Genomic DNA, 25,193 nt, shown 5'->3' on the forward strand with positions numbered 1-25,193 from the left:
GATCAGACATCTAGGCAGGCACGCCGTCCCAACATTCGATCGTTTATGCCGTCAAGGCAATGCGCCTTAATGCCGATGACGTTGTGAGCTGGAGGAACAAAACTAGGTGCATCGAGATCGGAGGAGCCCATGACGGACGACACTCCACCCCAGCAGATCCAAGAAGCAGACTGACTTTCTGGCCCCTGCTCCAACAGTCTCAACCATGACCTGGGTTGGTCCTTTGGCGGGCACGCAATGGTCCGCCACGCCAATCGACGCTCCACTTGCACCGTCTCAGGTGCCCTCGGAGACAACGACCCGATACCTCGAGCCCATGGCCCCAGGGCGCCTCGAGCCAGACGCTTCGACCCTCTCTCTTCTCTAAAGCGATGGGTTGAACCATGCACAAACGAGCGAGCTAGGCCGTCTTTCCATCGGGAAGGGCGGCCTTCCTCTTTGGTGTGATAAGTCGCTTCAGGATCTCTGGCATTCGATTTCAACGGAGCTGTTCTCAACACAGTGGCTTGACTGGCGTTGCTTGTCAGGTTCTCTTAAGGATTGAGGGCCGCAGCTTCCAGTCACTTGCGCGATATTGGCTTGACGCGAATGGGCCGTAAGACCACGACGCGAGATCTGAATAACAGGAGCATTCCAATGAGCAGACGAGGACTTCATCCCCTTTTGATGGGGTTGGACAAGCCCGGGCGCCAACCGGTTGAGCCGCCGAAGCAAAGTGACTTATCTGGCAATGAATCCGCTCAGCGCAAGCGCTTCATCCGGTCCGAGGATGAAAGCTCAGGCAACCAGCAGGCTGCTTGATCATCCATAACACTGGCGATCAGAGCGAGGCTAGGTCTATTTCCATCTTCACGACCCTCTAACCGTTCTTCCTGTGTGAAGAGCGGTTTTTCTTTGTGTAAAGGAATGAGTTAAGTACCTATTGATTCTGCGGGTGAGGGGAGTAGAGATAAGTCAGCGACAAGGAGAGAGATGGTCACGATCTGTTCAAGTTTTTTCGATCTATGGTTCCCGCTCAACGCATCTGACAAGACTCAGCCAAAGCAGGCTGATGAACCCATGCATGCGATGAAATCTCAGCACGATATGTACTGGGATGAGCGTTGTGGCAAGTCCCCCACTGCGCCGGGATGCAAGATCTACGGCGACTGAGTTCAGCGCAGTTGCGTTGAGCCAAACGAGGTAATTCAAGGAATTGCCTTCTGAGCAAATAACACCCCTCGGTTGTCTTACTTCGGGTTGTTGTTTGCTCTCTTGGAGGTCTCATCGTCTGCCACCGATACAACTACAAGGGGCGCTAAAAGCTGATCTTTGATCAGGAAAGCACCATGTTGTTGCTTTTTGTCGTGCCTCGAAGCCCTTGGATTGGCGTTAAAACGCTGATCAACATTCCGGTGCGAAATCTCATGAAAGATAAAATTGTCGTTCTCGACACGAATGTGCTACTTCACGATCCTGAAGCTCCACATCGCTTTGGAGATCTGCGGGTTGTGATCCCCATGCAGGTGGTCGAAGAAATTGACCGCTTCAAAAAAGATCATTCTGAAAAAGGCCGGAACGCTCGGCGGATTTCAAGGCTTCTCGATTCCTATCGAGCTCGTGGAAGTCTTGCTGACGGTGTTCCTATTGAGGGTACGAACAACGGCCTGCTTCAGGTGGTTTTCTGTCAGGCCCAAGCCCTCAACGCCTTACCAGCAGAGCTTCAGGGCGGCGGCGGCGACAACAACATCCTTGCCGTGGCTCTGGAGCAGATGCGGTGCAGTGGGCTGAAACAGCCCCCAGAAGTTGTGCTGATCAGCAAAGACATCAACCTGAGAATCAAGGCCGATGCGGTGGGACTGAAAGCTGAGGACTACGTCAACGACAAGGTTTCGATTGAAGATCTCTATTCAGGTTTCCGTGAAATCAGCACCGATGCGGAGACGATCAAGATCCTGCATGACCAGGATGAGCTGCCTGTGGAGGCTGTCACCGATCCCGACCGGCAGCATCTCCAGGCCAATGAAGGCGTTGTACTGGTGGATCAGCACAACAACAGCCATACCCTGCTAGCCCGGCACCACCCCAACAGCAACACGATCAAACCGCTGCAATGGCTGAATCGAGCCCATTTGGGCCGCATCAAAGCGAGAAACCGTGAACAGAGCTTCGCGCTGGATCTGCTGCTCGATCCATTCGTCGCGCTGGTGACCCTGGTGGGCAAGGCAGGCACAGGCAAAACGCTTCTGGCCATCGCTGCTGGTTTGCACCAGGTGGCCGATACCCATCACTACGCTCGTCTTCTGGTGACGCGTCCGCCAATCTCCCTCGGCAACGACATCGGCTATCTCCCCGGCACTCTTGAGGAAAAACTCGGCCCCTGGATGAAGCCGATCATTGACAACATTGACTTCATCACCGGTTCATCCACTCGCGAGGACTTTGAGCAGACGAAGAAGCAGCGGCACCGCGAACCACGCAACGCCTGGGCCGACCTGCAAGGCATGGGCTTGTTGGAGGTTGAAGCGATCAACACCATCCGCGGCCGATCCATTCCCAATCAGTTCCTGGTGGTGGATGAGGCGCAGAACCTGACACCCCTTGAAGTGAAGACGATCGTCACGCGGGTGGGCGAAGGAACCAAGGTTGTTTTCACCGGTGATCCATATCAAATCGACAACCCCTATGTGGATGCCGACAGCAATGGGCTCACCTGGCTCGTGGACAAACTCAAAGGTCAGCCCCTGGTGGGACACATGACCCTTACGAAAGGCGAGCGCAGTGAACTGGCTGAATTGGCGGCCAACATCCTCTGAGGCAAGACGACACAGCCGAAAACAATGAAAATTGGACACATGACTCGATTTACAGCAACTTCAACACCTGAGCACGTCAATCTGGATGCCATTCTGAATTCCCCCACTTACACAATTGCTCATGAAGATCAAGACTTGTTGAACAGCAACGAAATGCGTGGTGTACGCATGCTGCTTGAAATCACCAAGCCGGATCTGCATCTCGACATGGCCGGGATTGAATCGACGATCATTGTTTTTGGTGGTGCCAGGATCGTCGACAAAGCCACAGCTGCAGCGAAGCTGGTAAAAGCCAAGAAGTGCCTGAGCGAAGATCCTGATTCTCCAACTCTGAAAAGAGCATTAACCCATGCCAAACATTTGTTGCACCTGTCTCGTTTTTATGAGGCAGCCCGACACTTCGCTTATCTGGCTTCCCAGCACGGGCGGTGCACTAAGGGACAAAGCCATGGCTGCTCATCCCATGTGATCGTGACTGGTGGTGGGCCGGGAATCATGGAAGCTGCCAACCGTGGTGCCTTTGAGGCCGGCTGTCGCTCGATCGGGCTGAATATTACGCTTCCATTTGAGCAACATCCCAATCCCTACATCACCCCCGATCTTTGTTTCAAGTTCAATTACTTCTCTCTTCGCAAATTCCATTTTGTGATGCGCTCCGTTGGAGCCATTTTGTTCCCAGGTGGTTTCGGCACCCTTGATGAATTGTTTGAGCTGCTGACCTTGAGGCAAGTGGGCACCAAGGGAAGCATGCCCATTGTCCTCTTTGGAACAGATTTCTGGACCAAGCTTGTCGACTTTGAGGTCCTCGCTGAGATGGGATTGATCGCAGACGATGACCTCGACCTGATTCATTTTTCGGATACTGCAGAAGAGGCCTGGGAGTTCATCCGTCGTTGTACCTGTGCCGAGCCTGAGGACAGCTGACGAGGACGAGATGAAAATTGATGTTCTCGGAATGTTGATCAGAACATCGACATTGCCTTGATCTTCCCCAGCTTCAATTGGTTGAGACCATAGTGAGGAGTCCGGGAAGATCTGGCGAGCTTTATTGAGCGTGAACATCCAGGACGGCGGGATGCGCTTGATCAGTCCGCGCCTCAAGCGAGATTCAGCACCCTCAAGCCGGATGACACTCCTACATCCCGCTGCTGAGCGGGGTTCAGCTTTTACTTATCCAGGGTTTGGTTCTGACTCCGCTGGGCCTTCTGGGCCAGATCAAGCACTACAGGATCACAACTTGGGCTGAACTTCGCAAGCCTGCTTGCGGAACAGGCCTCCGAGGTAGTGCTGTACAACGGCGCGCTCCTGGCAGCCCTGCTGAAAGAGGAAGCCAGCAATGGCTGCCTGAACGAGGCGGTACTGGTCCCAGTGCGGATGCTGGTCAATGAAAACGCCCATCGCACGGTGCAGATCCTCCGGTAGCTGGTTTTCCACACTCACGTGAACTGGCATCGCATCAGGTGTCTCGTTCAACTCGCCCCATTGCTGTCAACCCATCCATAAGGCCATGTGGGGGAGGTCGATGTCAAAAACATGGATTCGCTTCGCTTTGCTCGGGCGCCAAGCTGAGAATCATTGCTGTCACTGGGTTTTATCCCTTTGGATGTGCCCGTCGATACAGCATCGAGCCGCCCTGGATCTGTCTGTCAAGTGGAGGACCGTTTTTCCCCGGGATGGCCTTAAGTGATGAAGGAGCCTGGCTTAGGAGCTCCCGGGTCTGTGGAAAAGTTGTGGAAATCTTGTTCTCGATGGTGGATTGATGCCTTGTTCAAGGGTGCTTATCGGTCTCCTCTGTGGCTGCAGGAATGCCAATTCCCCTTGCCAGTCGGAGCGGCTTTACCCCACGCATTGACCTGGCGTGCATCATCCATATGGCATCGATCTCTGTTGATGCCGTTGTTTCAGCCCTAGATGGAACCAGACTCGAACAGGTGGTCCATCAAGGCTGCATAGAGCTGGGTCTTCATGTTCAACAGGCAGGCTTGCTCGCTGGCATCACCACCCGGCCAGCTGTCATGAGCCTCAGCAACAACCCGGTGCAAGAGACGCAGGGCTTCAATTTCCACCGACATGGTGGTGATCATTGGATTGTCTTCCATGGCTTCTGGGTATGGAATGAACTGATTTCAGAGGCCCTGGGACTGGCGGATGATCCAGGCTGATGCGGCTTGCTGTTGTTTCCACGCCACCAGAAGCTCTTTGGCAATGTGGCGGAGAGCTGGTAGATCATCCGAGTTGTCGATTTCTCGAGAGAATTTTTCAATCTCAAATTTCTGACCCAGAGTCAAAGCAATTGGTTCCATTGTTCTTTGGCTGTGTCACCGAAACGTATCCCAAATTTTTTTGAACGGCAATTTCAATTCGTAGTGATTGCAACCGTTTCGAAGGAAGAATGATCAGCTCAATACATTGCTGTCATTACAGAACATTTCTGAATGCGACTGATCGCTTCGATCGCCAGGGCTAATGGTCCTAGAAAGTGCTGACAGGACAGGGATTAATGCATTTTTCCTGGGAAAAACATCTGGAATTGTCCCGGAATGTAGCTGTTGCTTCAGACAAAAATCAGGGCATTGCTCTGGCTCTGATGGGCATTGCCCTCACGCTTCTGATCAACGATCTTCTGGCCCATGAAATGCTCGTTACGGCCTTGCCCTCATCCAGGGACTGAATCAAAGAAAGTCGATTTCATCCGTATTGTCGTCGTCTTCTCTCGATTGGATCCACAGGGCCGAGAGCGGAAAGATGAAGCAGCCGACAATCAGAAATTCCATGGTGTGCTGAAGGTGAATCAGCACAATCAAGGAAGCCAGGAGTCAAATCTGTATCAATGGTTGATGTTTGTCTCGCATTTGGTCGCCAATGAATCAGTTTGATTCAGTTGAGCGATTGTGCTCAGTCAGCCCAATCTGAGCGAGGGCACCCCTGCAACAACAGCTGCATGAAGCACAAACAAGCTTGATGTCATCGGTTGCCTGTTGCTTTGATCAACGCCCTCAGCGTTGAGGTTGATTCAGCCCTCACTGGCTAGCGTCAGATGACTCTTTTGATGTTGGCGGGCGTGCGCAGAGGCAAGCGGATCGTTGCGTTTCTGGCTGGCCTGCTGAGCGTGTGTTTGCTCTCCGGGCTGCCGCTCTGGGCTGGTTTTCAACACCAGGAGCATCAACTCCTGGATCAGCGTTATGCCAGCTCCCAACCGGTGATTCCGCTGGAGCAGCAGCCCTTCCATGCCGAACTGGAGCGGCGGGCTGATCTCTGGCGCCACACCCCCCTCGGCCGGGTGGTGGGCGACTCACCGCAGGACACGCTGCTCAACTTCTACGCCGTGATGGCTGATGTGGGCCAGCTGATTGAAGACGTTGAGGCGTCGCATCTCAACGATCGCGGCCTGTTCTGGAATCGCCAGGCCCGCGCTGAGATGGCGGAGGTGGAGGTGCTCTTCGATGCGGCGGTGGCGTCGTTGGATGGCTCGCTCTTCCCGCTCGGTGTTCGTCCGTACCTCAAGGACGAAGCCGCGATTCAGCTCAAGCACGTTCTCGACTTCATCTTCAACAGCAGCCGGCAGGTGGTCACCATCCCCGATGCCGCCGCGATGAAGGCGATGAATGACGAACGCTCCAAAGACACCCAGTCGTGGACGCTGCCCGGATCCTCGATCGTGCTCACCAGCCAGGTGCTGGAGGATCCGGCCAACAGCAATTTCTACTTCTCAGCGGCCACGGTGGCCAACGCCTCGGCCATGTACGCCCAGGTGAGCCGTCAGGTGGAGGATCTCGGTGATCAACCCTTTTTCACCCGCAATTTCTACGCCGATTTCATCCACACTCCCGGCCGGTTGTTTCCGCCCAAGTGGTATCTGAATCTTCCGGCTGGCCTTCGCGCCGGCCTTGAAACGGAGGTCCTGTTCGGCCAGACCCTGTTCCGACTCGTGCTGTCGGTGCTGGCGATCGGTTGTCTGCTCGTGCTGCTGGCGGTGTTGTTCCGGAAGCTGATTCATTCGTTTCGATCGGATTCCGGTGAGGCGGTGGGGATCTGGTTGCGAGATTCGCTGGCCTGGACGCGGTTCCTGATCGTGCTGCCGATGGTGATCGCCACCAAGGCCGCTGAGTTGTTTGTGGATGACTACCTCAACTACACGGGCATGCCCCTGGTGGTGCTCACGGTGCTGTTCGAAGTCGCTTACTTCAGCCTGTTCGTGCTGCTGGTGTTTCTGTTTTTTGAAGCCCTGGGGCGTTCGGTGTCGGAGGGCCTGGTGCGCCTTTCCGGTCGTGAGGACGTCTGGCGCCTCTCGCGCACCAGCAACCGGGTGATGCCCACCTGCCGGATCGTGTCGGGGGTGGTGGCTGTGGCCCTGATCTACAAGCTGCTGCTGCAGCTGGGGCTCTCGCCCACCCTGGTGCTCGCCCTCTCCACGGTGCCCGGCCTGGCGATCGGCCTCGGCGCCTCGAAGCTGCTAAGCAATCTGTTCGCCGGCCTGTCGCTGCAGACCGACCGGCCGCTGCGGGTGGGGGAGTTCTGCGAGATCGGCGACAAGCGGGGCTTCCTCACCAAGATCGGCCTGCGCTCGGTGGAAATCGAAACGGTCACCGGCCGGATCACGATCCCGAATGCGGTGGCGGAAGACTGCATCGTCAACAACCTCTCTCGCCATGGACCTGTCGCCGGCGCTTCGCAGCTGCAGGGCCTGGAGCTGAGCCTGGAGCTGGACGCCGATTCCCCGTTCAGCCCGGATCAGATCGCCGATCTGCTGGCGCTTGCCCGCCGCTACGCCGACGAGCGGACCGACCTGATCAATCCATGCCTCACCGTGGAGCTGGAGCCGGGTTCACCGCAGCGGCTGCTCTGCATCGGCCTGATTCACGTCGTGAACTGGCGCGATTACATCGATCTGCAGGAGTCCCTGACGCTCGCGTTGAATCAGCTGATCTATCGGGTGGATCTCTCCCACTTCGTGCTCTCGGTGTCGTACGACACCACCGATCAGCAGTTGGCGGCGATCCCAGCGCTGGTGCAGGGGATCATTGATCGCACGGCGGGTTTCGAGCTGAAGGCCTGCCGGCTGCTCGTCATCGGAGAGTTCAGTTACGACTTCAAATGCCATCTCTTCTCGGAAGGGCTCAGCTTCATTCAGTTCAAGGATTCGATCGACTGGATCAACCGCGAGCTGTTGCGGGAGCTGGCGGTGGCGGAGATCGTGATCCCCTTCCCCACGGCAATCGAGATCAAGGGGTGATGGAGAGGGTGATTTCGTTCCGAGGCTGATTCGATGTTCGGCTCGTTCGAGACGACAGAGAGACCCGTTGCACCGGGAGCTGAAGACATCGCCCATGGCTTTCGGCTTCCTTCCTCTCTTCAGCCTCGGCCAGGGAGGAGTGTTTGCAGGTCATGGGCCAAGTGCATTGAGAGGGTGACCCTTTGGGCTGAGGTTGCCAGCAGTTCTTGTCTTGCTGCTAACGCCAGCGATGGGCATGGGCGTGATCCTTGTTTCTGGATCGGGCTCAGCCCCCTGGCAGGCCATCTCCTTCGGCCAGGACTTACGTGCTGCTTGCACATTCAAAAGGTGCTTGTGGTCGACGGGGGTCTACCTGGGCGGTCCTGAAGGCCCTTCAGAAGGCGCAGAAGCGCACATCCACCGGTGCCGCTGTCATCACTCTGTAGATGTACCGGCCCCCGCGGGGCGTATGCAGGCGTTTGCAGGCCGCCGGTTCGATCACGGCGAACTCCTCCTCCCCCGGCACCAGCAGCATCACCTCAAGGGACGGGCTGTTCGGTGCAGGTGTGGATCGATGTCGACGGTCTGCGCTCCGGCCAGTTGCAGGGTGAGGTCCACCGGCCCGCGCCCCACGAAAACCCCGCAGCTCGAGCCCGGTGCGAACTGAATCGGTACAACCGGAATGGCAGCCAGCAGCAGGGGGAAGGATCATGATCTGCTGGTTGATGCCCTCAGTCTGGCTCCGGCAGATGGGGGGATCATTCAGCGACTGATGCCGGCACCCAGATTGCAGCGGTGTCATCCCCCAGGCCAACGGTTCGGCCTTCGAGGTATTCGAGACCGATCCAGGCGCAGATCAGGCCATCGAGCATGTCTTCCACTGGCTTGAGCGACGCCAGGGTTGTCACTTCGCAGGGATCGGGGATGAACTCCGGGATGCCGCGGATGTGTTCATCCAGGCCGTCTTTGATTGCGTGGAATTGTTTGAGCAGCCGTTGTATGCGTTCACTGCGTGTCAGCTTCTCGTCTTTCCAGTACTGGCCTGAGCGGCTCACCTTGTAGGGCACGCGGTAGTCCCGCTTGAGTAAGGCCAGCAGGGCGACATGGGGATAACACTCGATCAGAGCCTGGGTTGTCTGTTTGCTGGCGTTGGTGTGAAGGATGACCCCAAGGGCGGCGAAGTCGGCGCGCAGCTGATCGGCCATGCCGCCAGGGCGTTCGGCGGATGGGCTATGAACCGCGCAGCCGCTTGGCCCGAAGCGGCTGGAGATGGCGGTGTCCGCCGCCCGTCGGCTGGTGATCGGTGTGGTGGCCAGGGGCATGTCGACTGACACGCAGCTCAGCTCTGCACCACTGATCTGTTTGGAGGCTTCGAGCAGTGCTGCTGGGTCGGGTCTGCTACCGGTGGCCTTTTGCTCTGGATCCCAGGCTTGACCTGATGCCTGTGCGATGAAAGCTTCGTAGCTGGGGGCGATGGCCAGACAGCTCCATCCTGTCGCCGTGTTCTGCACCAGGGCGATGCCGCTGGGCTGATGGGCCGTCCAGGCGGCGTCGATGCCGAGGACGCAGGGTCCGTTGCCCGGATCAGATCGGCGTGCCATCGAACTACCAGAGATTGACCAACTTCAGGCCAATGGGATCGAAGTCTGCGGTGTTGCGGGTGGCCAGTTGCCCGTCATGGGCGAGAGCCGTCGCCGCGATCACGACTCAAGGCTAGGTGCTGATGGCTTGTCGCTCCTGGATGGCAACTCCAACTCGGCGCTGCCGGAGCCGATCGCGCACGGTGTCGTCGAGCCTGCGGATCGTTAGGGTGGCCATGGTGCTGACGTTGCCAGCAGTGCTGTCATTGCTAGCAACGCTAGCGATGGGCATGGGCGGGGTCTGTCTGCGGGTCTGTTGGATCCATGCCCGGGCTGTCCCATCTCTCAAGGTCGGCACGCATTGCTGCATTTATGCCGCAGGGGCGCCGTTTTGCCGATCTGGCGGGGCAGAACGGCGAGATCGATCTGAGTGATCAGATTGATGAGGTGGTGCGGGAGATTCAGAATGGCGATTGACAGGCCGCTGTCGGTGATGACTGGCCCTCAACGCTGATGTATCTGCCTCTGTATGCCCAAATGCTGGCGGTGCCGCGTGATGTGATCACGATGGCCAGTGCCAGTGGCGATGCAGTTGCGGCACAAATGATCATGGATTCCCATGATTTTGATGTTCTGCCGGTGGCAACCGATCGTCCCGGCGGATTGATTGCCTCTTACTGGTATCGCCGAGAGCGTTCTGGCCTGCCGCAATGCTTCCCCGTGCTGGCTGAAGACATGCTTCCGGGCCAAACGCCGATCGAGGTGGCTTTGGATGTGATTCTTCGCTCCGACAAGCCTTTTGTGTTCATCCGCGATCGGCTGCGCGTGACGGGGTTGCTGGGCTTGTCAGACTTCAATGGCAACGCCTTTCGCGTTTATGTGTTCTCTCAGGTGGTGATGCTGGAAATGCTGTTGTCTCGCTTTGTGGAGCACAAGCTCGGCAACGACGTTGTGGAACAACAGATCTCCCAGCCAGGGAGGGAACAGCTTCAAAAGGATAAAGATCAGGGATTGAACTATTCACCTTGCCACTATCTCTATTTCAAGGATTTGTTGAATCTCTGCGGAGAACGCCGGCTTTATACCGATCTGGGTTACCCCTCAAAATCGCAGTTCGAGAAGCTGAATTCTGTAAATTTGTTGCGAAACAGTGCTGCCCATTCCACCAAAACTTTGATCCGCAACCGATCCGAGGCCGAAAAACTTCTCGAACGCCTGCGCAAAGTTGATGATCTCAGTTTCCGCATTCGTGGATCAGGTTTGCCGGATCACTGCTTCCTCCAGGTGAATCAAGGTTGAACAGAGGGTTGTGTGTGCGGGTTGCTCGCATCGTGGGGGGGGGTGTGCTGGGCTTGCTGGGGACTTGTGAAGCCCTGAGCACTTGGTGAACATCCTTTGAAGAGCGCGAGATCGTGCTCCTGAGTGCTCCATGCTCAAGGATGAGATGAAGGGGGTTGATGACTACTGCCTTCCCGTCGACTGGGGATTTCCTTGCCGAGCGCGGCACCCTTGAACGTGAAGAACTCGATGCGGCGTAACTGGAGCTGCGCCGGGTGAAGGAGGAGCTGTCCACTTGCCAGCTTCTGATTGTGCTGGTGCTTGAAATCCAGGCCGTGGTGCAGGAGGTCATGCAGGCCTTCGCCGATGCGGAGATCTTTAAATCAAGCCTTGGCACAGGCAAGGGTGATGTCGTTCCAGCACTCCAGTCCCTCTCTGATTCTGCGTCTGCAGCTCCTCACACCAGGCCCCGATCACTGGGCTGATGCTGAACAGCGATAGCTGGCTTGGCCTGATCAGGCTGGTGGGCATGGGCAGGTCGATCCCGTTCAACCTTGGCTGAATTCAGCCGAGTTGCACGCCCAATGCGGTTAGGAACTGCAAAGTTTGGAGCATCTGCTGTGCTCCTCTCGGCTGCTCCATCGATGTGTGCGGATATCTGAGCTCTCCAACCACCAGTTTCGGCCAGAGTTGATCCGCCGGCTGCTTCGGGAGATCAAAACCAAAGTCGTATCTGGTGCCCTTGATTGATATCCAAGGCATCACTTTGTTGAAGATCGCTCCACAATTTGATGATCGATTCGATGGTCTCCGGCATCCAACGGCTTGGAATACCGAAGCATCAATGGACGCAATGAAGTTTTGAACACCTCGGCTTGCGATGCCGCAGAGATTCATCAAAATTGGCCAACGTGTCCACACAATTGATGTTCTCCCGCCTGAAAACGTCAGCTGCCCTGGTGACCCTTCTGCTGCTTGGTTCGGCTGCCCATGCGGACACCGCCCAGTCTCTGCTGAACAAGCTACCGGCCTCGATCAGGGAGAATTCCCAGTCGATGTTCAGTGCCAACACCATCGGCCAGGTGGCCTTGAATGGCCAATACAGCAAAACGTCCCTCAACGATCTCCTCGCCAGGATTCGCGCTGATCTCACAGCGGCTGGTTACTGCGAAGAACCGATTCGCACGGTGGTGAGTCGCGGCGGGTTCTCAGCAACCTGGGCCCCTCCCAAAGGAACCAGCGTTGATGGTGTGGCGCCGGGCAACTATGGAGTGCTCGCCACCCAGGCAGTGATGCTCGGCCAATCCACGGTGAACCTCAACACCAGCTTCAGGGATGTTCTGGCGGGTGATCAAGCCGTCACAACCGCTTGCTACCAGGACCCCTCCAAGTCGACATCAACGACGCCCAGCCAATCCGAGGCCTCTCCCAAGCCATCGGCGGCCCCATCCAAGCCCTCGATCAAGATGAAATTCTTTTGATCTGTGTTGATCACGCCTACGGCCTGGCACTAGCAGGCTGAGCGCCGCGGTGGCCGCCCTACGCCTGTGGCGTAGCCGTCGTTGCATCGGAGATGGCTCGGCGATCGCCTCAGGGGCTGCTCACCGTGATCCGGTTGCCGTTGCCGCCGATCTCCTCGAGTTCGAAAGAGTGATGGCCGCTCATCGACCAGCGCTGGCCTGAGCCATCCACCATCTCCCGGCTATCGGTGGTCGGTGCGCCGACGGGCGTGAAGCTGAACATCGGACCTTCGCCGTGGGAGAAATAGAGCCTGAAGCCGTCCTTCGCTGCAGGCTCGGTTCTGCAGGTGGAGGCGATGCCATTGAGTGTGCAGGCGAGCGGCCATGTCGCTTTGTCCTGAATCGGGGGCAGTTCCGTGAGGTCGGGAAAGTTGCCGCGGGTGGAGCCCTGGGCGTCGTAGGTCACCACCTGGAGGGAACCGGATCCATCCAGCGGCTTGGCCAGCTGGACCATGGCAACGCCGCTGTCGCATGGCCGTGGTTGCAGGGTGAGCCTGACGACGCCGTACACCAGGTCTGTTGGTTCAGATGGAGGAATCAGCTGATCGGGGAAGCGGCCATTGCGTCCCCAGGGGAGTTGCTCAACGCTGTAATCGCTGTCGCAGATCCCATTGGCGGCGTTACCCCACCGCACCCGGTTCGGTTCGACGCTTAGCACATCAATCACAGCGCGCCCGGCCGTGCTGTTGCCCTGCCAGCGGCCAAGAAAAAAATTGTCGCTGTCCCAACCCCTGGGTTTTTCAGGGTTCGCGGCGGGTTGTTCAGCGTCCGGGGCCGGTGCCGACGTGTTGGCTTGGGGCTCACTGCAGGCCCCGAGCAGCACGGCAGCAAGCAGAGCAGTGCGGCCGCCGGTGATCTTGATCATCGTGCCCAACCGCTGAGGGCTTCGTCATAGCCATCATGCGCTGCAAAACCAGCCACCCGAGGCAAAGGTTTGCGCGATGTCTCCCCCGATGGAGGGATGTGGAATCCCCTGTCTTGTAAGTGAATACGGGGACTCGTTCTCAGCCGTATGTCACCGATCTATGAATTGATCTTCAAGCATCAGGGCCAGCTGATGACCAAAACAGTGCAGGTCGCTGACGCCTCCCAGGCCTGGCAATTGGGGAGACAGCGCTATCCCCATGGCATGAGAGATGTCGTCTGCCTTGATGCTGCTGCAGCTGAACCCGATCAGCAGCGCTAAAAGGAGGGCACCTGATCGGCATCAGATGGAGCTGCGGCTCGAGTCGCCCGCGTTGAGCGCGGCCATCGAAACGACGGCGCAGTTCTTCCGCAAGCAGCGGGTGGTGGCCTGCTGCGGCGATCGCTTTGCACTCGCCTGCCTCTGCCTGGCCGAGCCGATCCGCCGTGCCCTGGTGGGTGCCGCTACCACCGAGGCGGAGGGGGTGCAGCTGGTGCTGCGCACCCGGCCGAGCCTGTTGATCTGCACGTCGGATCTGGAGACGGGCTACGGCATGAATCTGCTGCGGCGGGTGAAGGCGGAGCTGCCCACCTGTCAGTTGCTGATCGTGCTGGAGCGTGAAACCCAGGCCGTGGTGCAGGAGGCGATGCAGGCCCATGCCGATGCCGTCATCTTCAAATCAAGCCTTGGCACGGGAAAGGGCGATTTCACCCAGGCCCTTCACACCCTCGCCGAAGGCGGTGTGTATTTCCCCGAAGAGATTCGCCGGCTTGCCGCCGCTGAGCTGCCCCACCCGAACCTGCCTCCCTTGATTGAACACCTCACCGAGCGGGAACTCGAGGTGGTGGCGGGGGTGGCCCGTGGCCTCACCAACCAGGCCATCGGCAGCAGGCTCGGCATCTCGGTGGAAACGGTGAAGACCCACGTGATGAACGCCAAAGACAAGTTGGCTGCGGCTGATCGCACCCAGCTGGCTGTGATGGCCCTCCTTTACGGCCTGATCGATCCCCTCGGCTGATTTCTGGTGGGGGGCTTTTGGGTGATCGCCAGTTCGGTGATCACGGTCGTGATCTCGCTTCGATCCCTAACGCTTGATGCATAGGGTCCCCACGTTGCTTTTGTGTGATGTCCGAGGGAACCACCACCCAGCAGTCCTGCGGCGGCAAGAAGCGGTCGATGCTCGCCTATGGCCTGGTTCAGATCTCCGCTACCGTGGTGTCCGCCGTGTCGTTGGCGGCCATTGCCGTTGGTCTGTGCGCCGTGAAGCAGGAGAGCCGCCTGTTCAACGGCTGCGTGGAAACCGTTGCGGCTGATGGCCGCTCCCAAGCTGTAGCCGTTCGCTACTGCAATGGCGGCTGAGATTCAAGACCAACCCTTCCAAAGGGTTGTTGCCAACACCCCTGGTTGAGCCTGCGTTTTGGCCGAGATCAGGCTTTCGTTTTGGTCTGAACCAATGAATGTCTCTTGCTGCTGCAACGCAGCTTTTAACTATTACTAAGTTCATCTCCATAGATGAAGCGATCGCCATATCTTTGATCTGATTTCACTGTTTCCTCGGATGCCAGCCCTGAAGTACAAGCGGGATTTCACCCACGAACAGCGGGTGTCGTTCGCCTTTGCGAACTCCGTGGATGCAGCCAAAAGTGCCAGCTCCAACAAGGGCAAGGCGGCATCTACACCTGCTGAGTACAAACAAAACCAGTGCGCCGCCATGGGCATTGGTATGGGCCCTCGGATCCATGAGGAGTGCCCCTTCTCGGCGATCAACCACTCCTATGCCTCAACAGGCAGCCAGGCTCTGGAATCTGCCATCTCCGCTGGCTACAAGCAGGTGTTTGGCAACATCGGCATCTCCGACAACCAGCGTCTTGTCTCGCTGGAAGCCTTCCTTTGTGACGGCCGCATCAATGTGCAGGGATTCATGGCGGGCCTGGTGAAATCTGAGCTGTACAAGCAGAAGTTTTTCCACGCCGTGTCACCCATGCGCGGCATCGAGCTCACCACCAAGCACCTGCTCGGTCGCCCTCCGATCAATCAGAAGGAAGTGAGTGCTGGCATTCAGCTGATCGCTGAAGAGGGTTTCGACGCTTTCGTTGACAGCCTCGTCCGCTCAGAGGAGTACCTCGAAACCTTCGGAACCGACACGGTTCCCTATCTTCGTGGTTTCAAGTCGGAAGCACGGGCTTCCTGCTCCACCTTTGTTGGCATGGCCGAAATCACTCCGGCCAATGCCAGCTCTGAAAACGCCATGTACACCGGCCCTTCCCTGGTGAAGCGTTTCAGCATGGATCTCAATTCCTTCGCAGCAGCTGCTGTTTACTCAGACGACAGCGACCGTGGTGGCTTCTCCTATACGAACGCCGTCAGCAACCCCCGCAACGCTGCTTACCGCCGCATGTACGGAGGCAAGTTCAACTACGGCCGCTTCTGATTCATTGCTGCCTGCAGCGATGAGATGAGCAGAAAGGCAGGAGGGGCAACCCTCCTGCTTCTTTATGAGAGCTCCAATGATTGGCACAGTATTTGCGTGAGTATTTATGCTCATTGCGAATGATTCTCGGTTTTGTAAAGTCTCGTCGCTTTGAATCGGGCGATGCATTACTTCGGGTTATTGGTTCACGAAAGCGGCCAGGTAACGCCTCTCTTTGGTACTGAAGTCCTTGAAGTTGCTGTCTCTAAATTCTTTGAATGCTGTCTGAGAGCGGGGTACAAGCCGATTGATGTTCACTTGCGGCTGATCAAATCGGCGTCGCCACAATTTCCGGCCGAGATCTGTCTGGATAAAAATCTGCTGGTGTCGGCTTACAACCTTCAGGTGGAAAACTATCAATAACCCGTCAATGATTTTGGCTGAGGCTGCTGGATTTGGTGCCAAGGTGGGGTAATATCCACTGACTCATCGTGGCCAGCCCCGCCGACGCCGACGCCAACCTCAAGCGGGCTCTCGAGCAACTCAATGAGAACGAGGCCGCCGTGGCCGAGGCGATCAATGAAGCCCGCGCCGAGCACGCCCGCAGTGAACCGCCCCTCACCGGGCCCTCCCTGATCGAGCGCATCGATCAGCTGGCGAGCCAGCGCTCCCTCGACAGTCAGGACGCCGCGATCCTCTGCCACTGGCCCGACGCCGCCTCCATCGGTCAGGCCTGGTTCGAGCTCAAGCACCCCGGCAAGAGCGTGCCCAGCCCAATGCTCGTGCTCGATGCCTACCTCGTCGGTGCCCCGCCTTTTCTCAGCAAGGCCCAGCGGGATCTGGTGGGCGACTGGTACCGCAGCAAAGTGAGTGCCAATCCCGAGTACACCGACGCCGTCACCGGGGCGGCCAAGGCCTTCGTGCTAATCGGCGACCTCAATGCCAGCGCGGCCGGCATGGCCTGGCAGACGATCATTCCCGACCTGCTTGAGCAGGGCCATGATCTTGAGTTCAACGTCACCAAGGAACAGGTGACAGCGGCGGCAGCCCGTTGGATTGTTGCGGTGGCCGACACCTTCACGCCACCATCGCTGGATTGACACGAGCGATCGATGGGTCTGCAGCTGGTTTCCGCCGACTACCTCCATGAGGACGGCATCATCTACCGGATCCGCCGCGACAGCCTCGAGCAGGACTTCACGATTGAGGAGAAGCGCGACGGCGCCTGGGTCGATTGCGGCCTGGATCAGGCTGTGAAGGATGTGAACTTCGCCGAGTTCAAGCGCCTCGGCCTGCTGATCAAGAAGGTGATGGATGCCGATCAGTGGCTGGCGTGAGTCGATCCATGGGGGGAGGCTCAATCGAGACCTAAAACGGAAGAGAGCAACCAGGTTGCGCCGGGATTCACGCCATGATGCACGTCTCAAGCGTTGACGATGCACTGACCACGGAAGACCTCTGGTCCTTGATGCGGCGCCGTGTGCCCCCGATCGTCTCGGAATATTTCCGCGGTGGTGCCGATGACGAAATCACCTTGAAGGGCAATGTGAAGGCGTTCCAGCAGACGGTGCTCAATGCCTGTGGTGCGACTCGTGTCGACAACCTGAACACGACCTCTCAGGTGCTGGGTCATCAACTGGCGGTGCCCTGGTACATCACCCCGGTGGGCAGTCTGCGCACCCTTCACCCCCGCGCTGAGGCGGTTGCCGCCCGCGTCGCCGGACATTTCGGCACGGTGATGGGGCTGTCCACACTCTCGGGCACCCCCATGGAAGAGGTTGCCGCCGCGTCGTCGAGCCCATGTTGGTTTCAGCTCTATCTCTGTGGAGGCCGCGACACCGCTATACGCGGTATCCATCGGGCTCGAGAGGCTGGTTTCAGCGCCTTGCTGCTCACCATCGACACGGGGGTCTCCGGTCAGCGCCGCCTGCACGAACGGATGAAACCCCTGGAGGCGATGCGCTCCCGTCAGGGATTGAGCACCCGCGACACCATCGGCTGGTTCGCCAAGCGGCTTCAGCTGACACCTCAGATGGCAACGCGCTTGCCCTGGCTCGTGGAGTTCTGGCGGGACCAGGGCGTGATGGAGTTTGTGAATGTGATCGATGCCAACGGCCATCCCATGCCTTTCACCGACATCGGCCGTCAGTTGGCCCAATCCGCCATCACCTGGGCCGACCTGCAATGGATTCGTGAGGCCTGGGGACCTGAGCGACCGATCATCGTCAAGGGCGTCCATTGCGCGGATGACGCAAGCCGGGCGGAGGACGCGGGTGCGCAAGGGGTGATCTGGTCCAACCACGGAGGACGACAGATGGATCGCGTTCCTCCGTCGCTGCACATCGTGCAGACAGAAATGCCGAAGTTGAAGGAGTCCAAACTCACCTTCCTGATGGACGGCGGCATCCGCAGCGGTACTGACATCCTGATCGCTCTCAGCTACGGCGTCCAGGCGGTGGGGATCGGTCGCGCCATGGCGGCAGGCCTCGGAGCGGGTGGCGAAGAGGGACTGATCCGCACCTTCACGATTTTGAAAGAGGGCCTGGAGCGGGCCATGCGGCTCACCGGCGTGAGCTCCATCGCCGAGGTCCAGGCGCTGGGTGATGAACTGAGGCGTCCGTCGTTGCTGCACGGAGACAGCCATCTGCCTCCCTTCGTTTACTGAATTCCACCCATCGGCAGTGGGAGGCTTCGTCTCAGTGCGGCACGGAACCGCGAGGAGAACAGTGTTCTCCCCGAGCGATGCGGACTCCGCATCACCACCTTCCTTGCCTGGAGAACACTCTTGGCAAATGCCCGCATTCTTTTCGGAGATCTGAAGCGCGCAGAAAGCGCCCTCAACCATCGCTCCTGGTTGAGGGCGCTTGGACCGCCAGCCACCGAGTCGCTCTCTCGATGCTGCCTGGCTACTACAGATGGTCTGCAGGGTCAGCCAGGACACCAAATATGGTGGATGACCGCTGAATGTGCAGCGTTTTTCAGAGAGGTCTCGGTTTCCGGACTTTTCTCGTCGATCGCTGTTGGCCAGGGGCTGGGCACGCCATCCCCACAATCGTTCGATCAGCGTCAGATGGCAATGAGTACGACAGCTGATTGCCGGGCGCTCCGTCGCTGACGAGAGTGTGTGCATCGAGATCGGAGGAGCCCATGACGGCCGATACTCCACCTGAGCAAATCGCAGAAGCAGCCTGACTTTTCTGGCCCCTGCTCCAACTTTTCAACCCAACCGTGAGCGCCTCGTCTGTGACGACACTGATGTGCGTCTGATCAGTCGACACTCCTCTGCACCGTTCGTCGAGGTGCCCCGCAGGAGTCCCGCTTCACACCTGGACCCAATGGCCCCAGGGTTGCCACAAGCCAGACGCTTCGACCTACTCCTTTCAGTTCACTGTCGTTCGATCGAGCATCACGCTTCACAGAACCAGCTCCACTGATCAGGTCGATTGCCATGCACAAACGAGCGAACTAGGCCGTCTCTTCCATCCGGGAGGGGCGGCCTTCCTCTTGGCTGAACCCTTTGTGATGCCCTTGGGGCGCACGACGTCGCGACTGCCGGCAGGACGCGCCAGGATGTAACGAATTCGTTACATGCCTCTCATGACAGTTGGAGAAATCTTTCTGGAAAGCCTGTCCACCGGGGTGATCACAGAGCAGGAGGTGGATTGGCTGGCCTCGCATCAGACCAGCTTTGATCGTCCGGAGGAGGCTGCCGCCATTCGGCTGGGGCGCCTGATGGATCAGGGGCAGGTCAACCTCGGCTGTCGCCTGCCGGAGCCGTTGCTGCGTCACAAGGAGGTGCTGGTGGATTGGATCGAACCCCTCGGCCGACGCCGTCACCGTGCTGTGGCCTGAACCAGCAGACCATCCTTCGGCGTAGGGCTGGGCAACCGCTGCAGCCCCAGATCCTGCTCCGGCTCCAGCTGCAGCTCAACTGACTGCAGCAATCCCGTTGCCATCAGGCGGATTTCCAGTTCCGCCAGGGCCTTGCCGAGGCAGACCCGCTCACCACCACCGAAGGGCAGCAGTGTCTGCCCGAAGGTTCCATCCAGGTGGCGTTGCGGCCGGAATGCCGCGAGATCAGCGTCATCCTCAGGCGCCGCTGATCTCAACACCACCTGAACCACACTTCCCTGCGGGAGGGCCACATCGGCCAGGGAGATCGGCTCCAGGCAGCGTCGATAGAACCCCCCAACAGGAGGTGTCAGTCGCATCACCTCCAGCACCGTGGCATCCAATCGCTCCGATGTTGTGGATTCGGCCAGGCCCTCCCGTACCCAGGTCTCCACCTCCGGGTGAAGCAGCAGTGCCCGGAACAGGCAGCTCAGCGACGAGGCGGTTGTTTCGTAACCGGCGAACAGCAGCAGCAGCAGTTGTTCGGCCAGATCGTCGTCGTCCAGGGGGATACCGGCTTCATCCAGCCCGCCACTCAACAGATCCAGTCCCCCCGCCTTGTCAGCCCGCTGCAGTTCCGTCTTGATTCGCTCCAACAGCCGTTGGCGTGCAGCCATGGCCCTGGCGAAGGGGGTGCCCGGAATGGCCAGCGGCACCGAGAACAGAGCCTTTGTCCACACCTCGAAGTCGTTGAAGAGAGCGTCACGGCTGGCGCCATCCAGCCCCAGCACCGTGGTGGCAATCACCGAAAAGGCGAAGCGCCTCATCCGGGGTGCCAACGGCAGAGCCGCGTCGCTGGTGACCAGCTCCAGGATCAGCTCGTCCACCAATCCCTCAATCGACGGCCTGTAGCGCGCCAGCGCAGCGCTGGAGAACAGTTGCCCCACCACCCGGCGGCGGGCCTTGTGGCCGGGGCCCGTGCGGTTGGCCAGCGACTTGCTCCCCAGCAGCTGTTTCACACTTTCAGGCCACCATCCCTCCAGCACATCGCTCTGCCGGAACAAATCGCTGATGGCCTGCTCGCCCTGGATGAACACCATCCGCTGGCCCAGCAGTTTGGTTTCGAACACATCGCCGTAGGTCTTGAACCGCTGCTGGGCGAAGTCAGCTCGGGTGAAGAAGGCCAGGGTTTCCCCCAATCCGGTCACGGCGCCCGTGCTGGGGAGGGTGGAGGTGGTCATTTCAGCTCCGGGTGAACCGTTGTTCTAGGGCTGACAGCGCTGGAGCTGCTGGCTAGTTCAGGGTGTGTTGCGACTTCCCCGTGGATCTCAAGTTCCTGCTGATGGTGCTGGTCTCCCATGGGATCAGTGCCGGGTTATCCAAGACCGTCGCCGCACAGAAGGCGCGCAACAGCAACCGCTGGCTGTTGGCCGGCCTGCTGTTCGGTCCGCTGGGACTGATCGCGGCGGTGGGACTGCCGGACCGCCATCAGATCGTCTATCTCCGCTATCTGGCTGAACAACAGGGCTACCAACCACGCCATGTCTGTGGAGGGCAGAAGCCCGATACCGAGGCCTGAGGACGCGGCGGGGCAGCGCTCAGCTGCAGCGCTGAAACTGAACAATGCTGCGTGTCAGGCCTCTCTCCGGCCAGTTGGGCATCACCCGCCAGGGGGTGTGCACCGTGAGCAGGTCGCCGTCGATCGCGAAAAAGCGGGTCTGTTCCGTGCCAACCCACTCAGGATTCCAGGCCACATCCACCTGGGTGATCCAGCGGTCACCGTCCAGGCGGTAAACACCTGTGTAAGCAATCATGCTGCTCAGCAAGGCCGAACGTTCCTCGGCGTTGGATCCCGGTTGTCTCCCCTCCGCCGACAGCATGAATGAAAGCCGTCCTTCCGGGTGAAGATCACATAGCCGCTGGGGGATGTCCCCATGGGCGTGAAGGTGTCGCCGTTGGACTGCTGTTCGACCACGTAGCTCAACAGCTGCCAGGCGCCATGCACCGTGGGGGACGTGATGGCTTGGGCGGGTTGAACCGAACTGACGTTCACAACTGGACCTGTTCCTGAACAGCAAACTATCGATCGTGATCAGGCGTCGACAGGATCGATCAAGGCATTTCCGCTGAATTGATGCCAATGGCTGCCAATCCCGTAGCAACAGCAACCAAACGAGCAGGATGGCGGTCAGACGTCAGTAGGTTGGGCTGATCACCTTGATCGTGATTTCAAAGGTTGGCGTTGATGGGTCTGTTCAATGATGTTGTTCAGCTGATCACATTTTTGATCACGTCCGCTGGTTTGAAAGACGCTCGAACGATTCAACTGAATTGAGCTCTTTTTGCTCTTGTTCTTTTGAAGATATGGGCTCTAATACAGTTGTCACGTCTTCACCGACCCATGCTTACTGGAGCTGATTTGCTCAACCGCGTCAAGGAACTTGGCGACTGCGCTAAAACTGATCTAGCCAAGGGCTGTGGTTACGTCGTAACGAAGAAAGACGGCTCTGAGCAAGTGAAGTTCACGGCGTTTTACGAGGCTTTGCTGGAAGCCAAGGGCCTGTCCTTCTCCACCGGCGGATCTGGTGTGGGGAAAGGTGGCCGCAAGCTGTCCTACAAAGCTGTGGTTCAGGGCAATGGCAATCTTCTGATCGGCAAGGCCTACACCGCCATTCTTGAGCTGCAACCTGGCGACGAATATGAGATCAAGCTGGGACGCAAGCAGATTCGCCTGATTCCTGTGGGCGGTTCTGAAGAAGAGGATTGATATCCGGATCAGCGGAAACAACATTCACCCCACGGCTCCTTTAGGTTCCGTGGGGAATTTTTTTGATCCGATGCCCTATCACCCCACCAAGGAGCATCTGGACCAGCAGATTCCAGCCACCTTCAAGACCATCAACAACCTGATGCGTCAGCTCAAGCGGGACATCGGCATGGATGACCGCTACATCGCCCTGATGCTCGATGCCCTGTCGCGGGAGTATTCGGCGAAGCAGCCCAGCCGGGATGGTTTCGGCTTCCGCTGAAGTCCGATGCGTTGGGCCAACCACCTCGTGCTACCAACCGGTGAACGGCTCGTCCTTCATCGATGAAACGACTCCTTCTCGTCCACAACCTCGTGCATGGTCAGAGTGTCGTGCATGAATTGGACAACAGGGATTTCGCTGTTGAATTGGTGGAGGGCGACCCTGAGCACAATGAGCAGGGAGAGATGGATGTGGAGAGCCGCTTTTTCATCCGCGTTGATTCCGAATGAGGACGTGCCGGTGAGCAGCTCAGCACAGAGCTGATCGGCTCCGCCCGTTCAGCGCTATCGCGACGTCAGCAGCGGCTCAAGACGATGACGACGCGTTATGTGCTCCGCACGGGAGACATCATCCATTCCGACCGCAACCCTGACGAGCTCGATGTCTACTGCTACCGATCGGGCACCAACCCCCCCACCTGCCTGCTTCTCTCCGAGCAAGCCGAAGCCGACTTCCTGCTCCGCTACGGATCGGAGGAATTGAACATGGCCTATCCAGGCTGACGTCAGCTTGGACCTTGACGCTGCCTGGATCCTGGCCTGAATGGGTTGGCATCAAGGCAATTCCATGGATGACGTCAGGCTGCAACGGCTGCTACAGGAAGCTGAAGACCATCTCCGGTCCCGCAGCTGCCGTCAACGCTATGAACGCGCAGTGGTCCGTCTTCCCGACAGCCGACGCGGCATCTGGTTCGGAGATGACAAACGTTCTGCCTGATTTTTTGATTCGATGCTGAGTTTTTATCCCCAGTTCTGGACCCGTGCCTTCGACTTTGAAGGCCGCACATCCCGGATCGATTACTGGAAGATTTTTGCCGTCAACCTGATCCTTGGCGTCCTGCTGTCGTGGCTGGCTCCCAACGCCCTACACATCGTCTTTGTCGTGGCCTCCATCTGCCCGGGCCTGGCGATGAACATTCGCCGCATCCGCGACACCGGACGTTCATGGGCCTGGATTTTCATCGCTCTGATCCCGTTGATCGGCTTCCTCTGGTTGCTCTGGATTGAGCTTCAGCCCTCAGCCGACGGCTGAGGGAATGACCGCTGAGGAGCGAACCGGCTCGAGGGGTGCATGCAACAGCTCGAAAACGGAATCAATGCGCTCGGCTTCCATCTGGGAGATCGAGAGCATTAGAGCCAGCAGATCGAGCCGGCGCCGCTCTTCTGCTGAGTAAGGCCCATCGGAGCGCATCAGTTCCGAGGCCATGGCGTAGGCGGTGAGGGCCTGCTCGGCCGTCAGCGCCTTGGCCGCCTCCAGCATCAGAGCCTTGTTTCCCCGCTCCAGACGCATGGCGAGCACGGTATCCATCAGCAGCACCACCTCCTTGTCATTCATCCGGCAGTACGGCTCCCGGTAGTCGAGGGCATGCCGGAACGCCCTTGCCCCAGCGCGGCTGAGGCTGTCGTCCCACGACACCGCAGTGAGACCAACGGCTGCGAAGGCAGTGACGACATCCATTGGGAATGGCGCAATCGTTTCACAAATTTCGACGAACCGGCCGGATCCCTGTTGTTAAAAGCGCAACAGAGTCAGACAGATGAGTCGATTCCCCTAGTGGGGCATGGCCCTCACTCCGGCAGCCGTTCCACCGCCACATGCATGAACCGCTTCACCATGGCGATCGGCCAGCCTTCCCGCTGCAGCTCTTCAGCAATCTGACCGATCTGATAAACGATCTCCTCCGCCACCAGCTCCTCCAGCAGCTGATTCGAGTGTTGTGTGGTGGTCATGGGTCAAGTGCAATGCTTCGGGGCTAACCCATCCCGGGGGGGTTGTGCCACACCGTTGCCCCATGGCTGCCGGTGTGATCTCTTGCAGGTTCCGGGCGCTGTTGCCAGGTTGAAGGGATGAAAGCGCCCTTCCTGCTCCGACGTATCGGCACCTATCTGCTCGGTCTGGTGGACGAGTACTGGGCGATGCGACGGCCCTGGCACTACGGCGCCAAGCAACCCCAGTGCGGGCTGCAGTGCGATGGCGACCACTGCGAACGGGCCGACTGAGTCAGCACAATGCGCGATTTCACGGGTTGCGGTCCTTCGTCGTCCCCACAACAGTGAGGTCAGCGCTTGGAGATGGGATGGAGTTCAGAAGTCGCATTTTTGCCACCTCGCGAGGGTCCACCATCGACGCCATCGGTGCAGGCAGGTATCTGGTCTGCAATGCGACCGATTGCTTCATGGTGCATGGCCTGCGCCAGGCCCATGAGGCCGTGCAACGTCAGGAAAAGTCCGCACTCTGAGCCATGGCGGAGTACCGGATTCATTGCAAGCACTGCGGCTACGAAGGCCAGGCCAACTCCCGTTGGATCCCCTTCGTGCAGGTGGAGAAGCGGGGACAGGATTGCCCCCATTGCGGTCGCCCGACCCTGCTTGAGCCCTGGTGCACGCTCAGGGCTGAGGCGTCCATGCCGGACTACTGACCCGACTACTGACCGGACTACTGAAAGGTCTGCCAGCTGCTGGTGAGCCACTGGGGAGCCAGGCTCCACCAGATGGCCGTGGCCACAAAGATGGCGGTGAGGCCGATCAGGCTGGTGATCAGCTCCTCCTGCCGAATATCGCCTCGAAGTTTCCTGGTTTTGCCCATGGGCCGCTTGGATGCTTCCCTCGGTGTAAGGCCTCGACTGGCGCCTGG

40 protein-coding genes and 1 pseudogene are annotated in these 25,193 nt (G+C 58.6%); 27 read left to right on the forward strand and 14 right to left on the reverse strand.

Annotation, left to right across the window (positions count from 1 at the left end; genetic code table 11):
- Positions 1-1,406 precede the first annotated feature (1,406 nt).
- On the forward strand, positions 1,407-2,795 hold the full coding sequence (locus KR52_RS07915) for a PhoH family protein (RefSeq protein WP_038557070.1): 1,389 nt from the start codon (positions 1,407-1,409) through the stop codon (positions 2,793-2,795).
- 39 nt (positions 2,796-2,834) lie between these two features.
- Positions 2,835-3,719, forward strand: a complete 885-nt coding sequence (locus KR52_RS07920) for an LOG family protein (protein ID WP_038554454.1) — start codon at positions 2,835-2,837, stop codon at positions 3,717-3,719.
- 306 nt (positions 3,720-4,025) lie between these two features.
- Here the strand turns inward: KR52_RS07920 and KR52_RS07925 are convergent, their stop codons facing one another.
- From KR52_RS07925 to KR52_RS14770, 3 genes are all read right to left on the reverse strand, one after another.
- Positions 4,026-4,247 carry a DUF2811 domain-containing protein gene (locus KR52_RS07925; RefSeq protein ID WP_038554457.1) on the reverse strand — a complete coding sequence of 74 codons (222 nt, stop codon included), beginning with the start codon at positions 4,245-4,247 and terminating at the stop codon, positions 4,026-4,028.
- 455 nt (positions 4,248-4,702) lie between these two features.
- Positions 4,703-4,894: a hypothetical protein gene (locus KR52_RS07930; RefSeq protein ID WP_038554460.1), complete on the reverse strand. Its 192-nt coding sequence runs from the start codon at positions 4,892-4,894 to the stop codon at positions 4,703-4,705.
- Positions 4,895-4,921: 27 nt separating this feature from the next.
- Positions 4,922-5,098 carry a hypothetical protein gene (locus tag KR52_RS14770; protein WP_173402207.1) on the reverse strand — a complete coding sequence of 59 codons (177 nt, stop codon included), beginning with the start codon at positions 5,096-5,098 and terminating at the stop codon, positions 4,922-4,924.
- 227 nt (positions 5,099-5,325) lie between these two features.
- On the opposite strand from KR52_RS14770, the gene KR52_RS14620 reads away from it, so the two are divergent.
- Positions 5,326-5,466: a hypothetical protein gene (locus tag KR52_RS14620; RefSeq protein ID WP_162175596.1), complete on the forward strand. Its 141-nt coding sequence runs from the start codon at positions 5,326-5,328 to the stop codon at positions 5,464-5,466.
- Positions 5,467-5,832: 366 nt separating this feature from the next.
- Positions 5,833-8,028, forward strand: a complete 2,196-nt coding sequence (locus KR52_RS07935) for a mechanosensitive ion channel family protein (RefSeq protein WP_253912346.1) — start codon at positions 5,833-5,835, stop codon at positions 8,026-8,028.
- 373 nt (positions 8,029-8,401) lie between these two features.
- Here KR52_RS07935 and KR52_RS14280 read toward each other — a convergent pair whose 3' ends face one another.
- From KR52_RS14280 to KR52_RS13680, 3 genes are all read right to left on the reverse strand, one after another.
- Positions 8,402-8,719, reverse strand: coding sequence for a hypothetical protein (locus KR52_RS14280; protein ID WP_156957649.1), 318 nt, complete (start codon positions 8,717-8,719; stop codon positions 8,402-8,404).
- A gap of 46 nt (positions 8,720-8,765) precedes the next feature.
- Positions 8,766-9,608, reverse strand: coding sequence for a DUF429 domain-containing protein (locus KR52_RS07940; RefSeq protein ID WP_038554463.1), 843 nt, complete (start codon positions 9,606-9,608; stop codon positions 8,766-8,768).
- 112 nt (positions 9,609-9,720) lie between these two features.
- Entirely contained in the window at positions 9,721-9,879 is a 159-nt protein-coding gene (locus KR52_RS13680) for a hypothetical protein (protein WP_156957650.1), read from the reverse strand.
- Positions 9,880-9,911: 32 nt separating this feature from the next.
- Here KR52_RS13680 and KR52_RS14285 point away from each other — a divergent pair, with 32 nt between their 5' ends.
- The 3 genes from KR52_RS14285 to KR52_RS07955 all read left to right on the forward strand — a co-directional run bounded on the left by KR52_RS14285 (position 9,912) and on the right by KR52_RS07955 (position 11,350).
- Complete coding sequence (locus KR52_RS14285) at positions 9,912-10,064, forward strand: hypothetical protein (RefSeq protein WP_156957651.1); 153 nt, start codon at positions 9,912-9,914, stop codon at positions 10,062-10,064.
- Positions 10,065-10,100: 36 nt separating this feature from the next.
- A complete protein-coding gene (locus KR52_RS07950; RefSeq protein WP_038554466.1) occupies positions 10,101-10,886 on the forward strand; it encodes a hypothetical protein in 786 nt (261 codons plus the stop codon).
- Positions 10,887-11,140: 254 nt separating this feature from the next.
- Positions 11,141-11,350 carry a hypothetical protein gene (locus KR52_RS07955; protein WP_038554469.1) on the forward strand — a complete coding sequence of 70 codons (210 nt, stop codon included), beginning with the start codon at positions 11,141-11,143 and terminating at the stop codon, positions 11,348-11,350.
- Positions 11,351-11,429: 79 nt separating this feature from the next.
- On the opposite strand, the gene KR52_RS14290 is transcribed toward KR52_RS07955, so the two are convergent.
- Positions 11,430-11,762 carry a hypothetical protein gene (locus KR52_RS14290; RefSeq protein ID WP_156957652.1) on the reverse strand — a complete coding sequence of 111 codons (333 nt, stop codon included), beginning with the start codon at positions 11,760-11,762 and terminating at the stop codon, positions 11,430-11,432.
- Positions 11,763-11,791: 29 nt separating this feature from the next.
- Between KR52_RS14290 and KR52_RS13285 the strand changes: the two genes are divergently transcribed.
- On the forward strand, positions 11,792-12,346 hold the full coding sequence (locus KR52_RS13285; protein WP_156957653.1) for a hypothetical protein: 555 nt from the start codon (positions 11,792-11,794) through the stop codon (positions 12,344-12,346).
- Positions 12,347-12,455: 109 nt separating this feature from the next.
- On the opposite strand, the gene KR52_RS07970 is transcribed toward KR52_RS13285, so the two are convergent.
- Positions 12,456-13,250, reverse strand: a complete 795-nt coding sequence (locus KR52_RS07970) for a hypothetical protein (RefSeq protein WP_156957654.1) — start codon at positions 13,248-13,250, stop codon at positions 12,456-12,458.
- Positions 13,251-13,397: 147 nt separating this feature from the next.
- On the opposite strand from KR52_RS07970, the gene KR52_RS14940 reads away from it, so the two are divergent.
- The 9 genes from KR52_RS14940 to KR52_RS08010 all read left to right on the forward strand — a co-directional run bounded on the left by KR52_RS14940 (position 13,398) and on the right by KR52_RS08010 (position 19,551).
- On the forward strand, positions 13,398-13,571 hold the full coding sequence (locus KR52_RS14940) for a hypothetical protein (RefSeq protein ID WP_216725515.1): 174 nt from the start codon (positions 13,398-13,400) through the stop codon (positions 13,569-13,571).
- The gene (locus KR52_RS07975; protein WP_253912347.1) at positions 13,522-14,307 is read left to right on the forward strand and encodes a response regulator transcription factor; all 786 of its coding nucleotides are present in this window, start codon (positions 13,522-13,524) and stop codon (positions 14,305-14,307) included. Before KR52_RS14940 ends, KR52_RS07975 begins: the two co-directional genes overlap by 50 nt.
- A gap of 107 nt (positions 14,308-14,414) precedes the next feature.
- Entirely contained in the window at positions 14,415-14,648 is a 234-nt protein-coding gene (locus KR52_RS07980) for a hypothetical protein (protein ID WP_038554480.1), read from the forward strand.
- Positions 14,649-14,847: 199 nt separating this feature from the next.
- Positions 14,848-15,720 (forward strand): phycobilisome rod-core linker polypeptide, encoded by an 873-nt coding sequence (locus KR52_RS07985; protein WP_038554483.1) that lies wholly within the window; start codon positions 14,848-14,850, stop codon positions 15,718-15,720.
- A 162-nt stretch (positions 15,721-15,882) separates the two neighbouring features.
- The gene (locus KR52_RS13685) at positions 15,883-16,122 is read left to right on the forward strand and encodes a hypothetical protein (protein WP_071840212.1); all 240 of its coding nucleotides are present in this window, start codon (positions 15,883-15,885) and stop codon (positions 16,120-16,122) included.
- Positions 16,123-16,190: 68 nt separating this feature from the next.
- Entirely contained in the window at positions 16,191-16,799 is a 609-nt protein-coding gene (locus KR52_RS07995) for a hypothetical protein (protein WP_038554488.1), read from the forward strand.
- Positions 16,800-16,811: 12 nt separating this feature from the next.
- Positions 16,812-17,036: a hypothetical protein gene (locus tag KR52_RS08000; protein ID WP_038554491.1), complete on the forward strand. Its 225-nt coding sequence runs from the start codon at positions 16,812-16,814 to the stop codon at positions 17,034-17,036.
- Positions 17,037-17,113: 77 nt separating this feature from the next.
- Positions 17,114-18,364, forward strand: coding sequence for an alpha-hydroxy acid oxidase (locus KR52_RS08005; RefSeq protein ID WP_162175610.1), 1,251 nt, complete (start codon positions 17,114-17,116; stop codon positions 18,362-18,364).
- Positions 18,365-19,296: 932 nt separating this feature from the next.
- Positions 19,297-19,551: a hypothetical protein gene (locus KR52_RS08010; RefSeq protein ID WP_038554494.1), complete on the forward strand. Its 255-nt coding sequence runs from the start codon at positions 19,297-19,299 to the stop codon at positions 19,549-19,551.
- Here KR52_RS08010 and KR52_RS08015 read toward each other — a convergent pair.
- On the reverse strand, positions 19,533-20,771 hold the full coding sequence (locus KR52_RS08015; protein ID WP_038554497.1) for a cytochrome P450: 1,239 nt from the start codon (positions 20,769-20,771) through the stop codon (positions 19,533-19,535). The genes KR52_RS08010 and KR52_RS08015 overlap by 19 nt on opposite strands.
- Before the next feature lie 80 nt (positions 20,772-20,851).
- Between KR52_RS08015 and KR52_RS08020 the strand changes: the two genes are divergently transcribed.
- Positions 20,852-21,109 carry a hypothetical protein gene (locus KR52_RS08020; protein ID WP_253912348.1) on the forward strand — a complete coding sequence of 86 codons (258 nt, stop codon included), beginning with the start codon at positions 20,852-20,854 and terminating at the stop codon, positions 21,107-21,109.
- A gap of 19 nt (positions 21,110-21,128) precedes the next feature.
- Here the strand turns inward: KR52_RS08020 and KR52_RS08025 are convergent, their stop codons facing one another.
- Together KR52_RS08025 and KR52_RS15340 are read right to left on the reverse strand one after the other, a co-directional pair.
- Positions 21,129-21,524 (reverse strand): lipocalin-like domain-containing protein, encoded by a 396-nt coding sequence (locus KR52_RS08025; protein ID WP_371257708.1) that lies wholly within the window; start codon positions 21,522-21,524, stop codon positions 21,129-21,131.
- Positions 21,470-21,583: pseudogene (locus tag KR52_RS15340) on the reverse strand (hypothetical protein); the annotation flags it as partial. The gene KR52_RS08025 and the pseudogene KR52_RS15340, both read right to left, overlap by 55 nt.
- Before the next feature lie 348 nt (positions 21,584-21,931).
- On the opposite strand from KR52_RS15340, the gene KR52_RS08030 reads away from it, so the two are divergent.
- The 6 genes from KR52_RS08030 to KR52_RS08045 all read left to right on the forward strand — a co-directional run bounded on the left by KR52_RS08030 (position 21,932) and on the right by KR52_RS08045 (position 23,591).
- Positions 21,932-22,297 (forward strand): AbrB family transcriptional regulator, encoded by a 366-nt coding sequence (locus KR52_RS08030; protein ID WP_038557083.1) that lies wholly within the window; start codon positions 21,932-21,934, stop codon positions 22,295-22,297.
- Positions 22,298-22,346: 49 nt separating this feature from the next.
- Positions 22,347-22,559 (forward strand): hypothetical protein, encoded by a 213-nt coding sequence (locus KR52_RS08035; protein ID WP_156957655.1) that lies wholly within the window; start codon positions 22,347-22,349, stop codon positions 22,557-22,559.
- A 62-nt stretch (positions 22,560-22,621) separates the two neighbouring features.
- Positions 22,622-22,789, forward strand: coding sequence for a hypothetical protein (locus tag KR52_RS14775; protein WP_173402208.1), 168 nt, complete (start codon positions 22,622-22,624; stop codon positions 22,787-22,789).
- An 84-nt stretch (positions 22,790-22,873) separates the two neighbouring features.
- Positions 22,874-23,062 (forward strand): hypothetical protein, encoded by a 189-nt coding sequence (locus KR52_RS08040; RefSeq protein ID WP_038554508.1) that lies wholly within the window; start codon positions 22,874-22,876, stop codon positions 23,060-23,062.
- A gap of 64 nt (positions 23,063-23,126) precedes the next feature.
- Positions 23,127-23,276, forward strand: coding sequence for a hypothetical protein (locus KR52_RS14295; protein WP_156957656.1), 150 nt, complete (start codon positions 23,127-23,129; stop codon positions 23,274-23,276).
- Between the two features lie 12 nt (positions 23,277-23,288).
- Positions 23,289-23,591, forward strand: a complete 303-nt coding sequence (locus tag KR52_RS08045) for a DUF805 domain-containing protein (protein WP_038554511.1) — start codon at positions 23,289-23,291, stop codon at positions 23,589-23,591.
- On the opposite strand, the gene KR52_RS08050 is transcribed toward KR52_RS08045, so the two are convergent.
- Positions 23,577-24,017, reverse strand: a complete 441-nt coding sequence (locus KR52_RS08050; protein WP_038554515.1) for a tellurite resistance TerB family protein — start codon at positions 24,015-24,017, stop codon at positions 23,577-23,579. The genes KR52_RS08045 and KR52_RS08050 overlap by 15 nt on opposite strands.
- Before the next feature lie 110 nt (positions 24,018-24,127).
- On the reverse strand, positions 24,128-24,289 hold the full coding sequence (locus KR52_RS14780; RefSeq protein ID WP_173402209.1) for a hypothetical protein: 162 nt from the start codon (positions 24,287-24,289) through the stop codon (positions 24,128-24,130).
- 117 nt (positions 24,290-24,406) lie between these two features.
- On the opposite strand from KR52_RS14780, the gene KR52_RS14785 reads away from it, so the two are divergent.
- The 3 genes from KR52_RS14785 to KR52_RS14300 all read left to right on the forward strand — a co-directional run bounded on the left by KR52_RS14785 (position 24,407) and on the right by KR52_RS14300 (position 24,978).
- Positions 24,407-24,559 (forward strand): hypothetical protein, encoded by a 153-nt coding sequence (locus KR52_RS14785; protein WP_173402210.1) that lies wholly within the window; start codon positions 24,407-24,409, stop codon positions 24,557-24,559.
- Positions 24,560-24,636: 77 nt separating this feature from the next.
- Complete coding sequence (locus KR52_RS14790; protein ID WP_173402211.1) at positions 24,637-24,798, forward strand: hypothetical protein; 162 nt, start codon at positions 24,637-24,639, stop codon at positions 24,796-24,798.
- A gap of 3 nt (positions 24,799-24,801) precedes the next feature.
- Entirely contained in the window at positions 24,802-24,978 is a 177-nt protein-coding gene (locus tag KR52_RS14300; protein ID WP_156957657.1) for a hypothetical protein, read from the forward strand.
- Between the two features lie 17 nt (positions 24,979-24,995).
- Here KR52_RS14300 and KR52_RS14795 read toward each other — a convergent pair whose 3' ends face one another.
- Positions 24,996-25,145, reverse strand: coding sequence for a hypothetical protein (locus KR52_RS14795; RefSeq protein ID WP_173402212.1), 150 nt, complete (start codon positions 25,143-25,145; stop codon positions 24,996-24,998).
- Positions 25,146-25,193: the final 48 nt, after the last annotated feature.

This window comes from Synechococcus sp. KORDI-52 (genome assembly GCF_000737595.1).
GTDB lineage: Bacteria > Cyanobacteriota > Cyanobacteriia > PCC-6307 > Cyanobiaceae > Parasynechococcus.